The organism is Ruminococcus sp. (assembly GCF_024684275.1).
Genome location: NZ_JAIKXF010000112.1, coordinates 1 through 2,895, shown reverse-complemented (window position 1 = coordinate 2,895; position 2,895 = coordinate 1). Strand labels below are relative to the sequence as shown.

The following is a 2,895-nucleotide window of genomic DNA, read 5'->3' as shown; positions in this document are numbered from 1 at the left end:
CAGGTCGTCCGCGCGGAATTTCCAGTTCTTTTCGGGAAGCTCTATCCTTTCGAGGAGCTGTCCCGTCTGCTCTTCCTTGGAAACGTGCAGGAATATCTTCACCATGCGGTAGCTGTTCTCATAGAGGTATTCCTCGAAATTATTAACCTGTTCATAGCGCTTCCCGAAGAACTTCTTCTTTGTATCATCAAGAACTCTGTCCGACATATGGTATCCCTGCCATATATCCTCAGCCTGTACGGTAACAAGATCCTCATAGTGGCTCCTGTTGAATACCGCTATCTCGCCTCTGCGCGGGATATTCTGATGTATCCTCCACAGATAGTCGTGAGCGAGCTCCTCCGCTGTGGGAGCTTTATAGTAATGCACCTTTACTCCCTGAGGATTTATGCCGCTGAAAACGTACTTTATGCAAGAATCCTTGCCCGAAGCGTCAAGAGCCTGTATAACGACGATAAGTCCCTCCCGTGCGTCCGCATAGAACTTGTCCTGCAATAATACGAGATCGCGCTTGTTTTCCTCATACTTTGCGATGATCTCCTCTTTATCGGCCTTATCCTCCCTGCTGTCCGTGGGGAGCTTGCGGATATCGGTCTTTTTGCCTTCCTGTATACGGTATTTATCTGCCTTCATGTCAATGACCTCCATTCTTTTTATTACAGTCGTTTTAATATATTATTCGGGTACGAGCGGCGCGACGGTCATCATACTGTACACCAGCACAGAGTACAGGGTCGCCTGTCTTGCCGCAAGCAAAGCGTGTCTTTCCGACTCGCTGCTTACATTCTCATCGCCTGCATAGGCGATAGTGAGCAGAAGGAATGTATGGCTCATCGGTTCTTCCTTTCCGAACTCAGAAAGGTCGCCTACCGACCTGTGCTGTGAGAGGAAATTCTCACTGTCACTTATATCATCAAGTATCTCGGCACTGCTGAACTTCGTGATGGAAAGCGCCGCCAGCATCGCAAGCTCATAATGCTTGCCGTATTTTCGTCCCTTTTTTATCATGCTGTCGTAAAGCTCGCCGAATTTCGCACATTTCTCCTCGGGAGTGCCGTTTGCCATGGCAAGAACGTGAGAAACGGTCTGTATACTGTTATTGTCGGCTCTTTTCTTAAGGAGCTTATAGCAGGCTTCCATATCCTCGATGAGCTCATCGTCGGTCTTTTCGGAAAAAGCCAGCATCACCGCAAAGGCAACGTCCTCCTTTGTGGTTAGTATGCGGTGTTCCTTCTTCATCCTGTCATATATATGTCTGCCGCGCTTTATGTAGTCCTCTGCACTTTCCGCCGGAGCTATCCTGACGAGGAGCAACGACAGCAGAGCCAGATGCTCGGAATTTGTGAAGTATTTCCGCAGCAGCTCGTAGCAGCCGAAGTACTTCTCCATTTCGCCCCGCGGATCGCCGCTTACGGATAAAAGCGAGGCAATGAGCGGACGGACCGTACTTCGGAAGCTCGAAAGCACCTTCGGATTATCCTTTATGAGTTCCATGCTGTCCTTGAATTTGCCAAGGTCAAATACTGCGTCAGCCGCGCAGAAAACATTTGCACACACAGGGTACAGAATATCCCTTTCAAGGGGATAAAAGTCGGTAAACAGCCCAAGATTGAGCAGATACTTGTCACACAGGTTCTTCAGCAGCTCTTTCATGGAACACCTCCTTTTGACAGAGTCAGAACAGCGTACCGACAGTCCGCTGCACATTCCGATCATTTCTGTTTTCGGCAGATGATCTATTATCGTAACTATTATACCACATTCCAATAAAAAATTCAACCAAAATTTTGTGAAAATATTGTTTTTTTCGTGCAAATGCATTATAATAATGTCATAACTGTCTAAAAATCACTGAAAAAACTATGTGAAAAGGGCTGTATTTCTGCCCATTTCATTTATCTCAAAGAAAGGAAATCAAAAATGCCTTTATTCAAAAATGATGTGCCGATACTTGAATATGATACGTCAGAGCGCTCGTTATTCGGCATAAAAGCCGAGCTTCAGAGCCTTAAGCTGCCGAAAAAGGCGGTATATGCCCTTCTCGGCAGCTGTATCGACGAATACGCAGCTGCCCGTAATGCGGAAACTGCCGCTGTGATACCCACTATAACACGGGATTATCCCATATATATCGTCGATCAGGACGGTGAGGAGATATGCCTATGTCAGGCACCCATGGGTGCTCCCGCCGCTGTTCAGAATTTGGAGATACTCCTTGCCTGCGGCGTAAAACAGGTAATTTCCTCAGGTTCATGCGGAGTTCTTACACCAATGCCCGAAAACGAGTTCATCGTTCCCGTGAGAGCTCTCCGCGATGAGGGCTGCTCATACAAGTATCTCCCGCCCTCACGCTTTATTGAGCTGGATATGCCCATGGCCGACCGCATATGCAGCGCTCTCGGCAGACGCGATATCCCTTTCAGACGGTGCACCACATGGACAACGGACGGACTTTTCCGCGAAACTCCCGATACTGTCGCTTACCGCCGCAGCGAGGGCTGCGATACAGTTGATATGGAATGTGCTTCCCTTGCAGCCTGTGCGAAATTCCGCGGAGCTGACTTCGGGATGCTCTTCTTTACGGCAGATTCCCTTGCCGACCTTGATAATTACGACAGACGTGATTTCGGCGTCGCTTCACTTGAACCCGCTCTCCGCCTCTGCCTTGATGTCATAGGCAGCTGCGATACCGAAAAATAAAGAAAAAGAGGTAAAAACATGGCAAATATAATCGAAATAACCGATCTCGGTGCGGAAGAGCTCTTGCCCTATACAGATACCTCGGAGAAAAGGCTTATTGACTACTTTTCGCAGGGCGACGGCATATTTACGGCAGAAAGTCCCAAGGTCATACGAACTGCTCTCGGCTGCGGCTATGCCCCCCTATCCCTGCTT

Annotated in this window: 3 protein-coding genes; 1 reads left to right on the top strand and 2 read right to left on the bottom strand. The window is 48.4% G+C overall.

The genetic code is table 11. The annotated features are described in order from the left end of the window. Both K5677_RS13100 and K5677_RS13095 read right to left on the bottom strand, forming a co-directional pair. A partial coding sequence (locus K5677_RS13100) for a polyphosphate kinase 2 family protein (protein WP_296728812.1) occupies positions 1-633 on the bottom strand: 633 nt, incomplete at its 3' end. 42 nt (positions 634-675) lie between these two features. Next, on the bottom strand, positions 676-1,653 hold the full coding sequence (locus K5677_RS13095) for a DUF4003 family protein (RefSeq protein WP_296728810.1): 978 nt from the start codon (positions 1,651-1,653) through the stop codon (positions 676-678). Positions 1,654-1,920: 267 nt separating this feature from the next. Between K5677_RS13095 and K5677_RS13090 the strand changes: the two genes are divergently transcribed. Then, entirely contained in the window at positions 1,921-2,700 is a 780-nt protein-coding gene (locus K5677_RS13090; RefSeq protein ID WP_296728808.1) for a nucleoside phosphorylase, read from the top strand. The last annotated feature ends 195 nt before the right edge of the window (positions 2,701-2,895 follow it).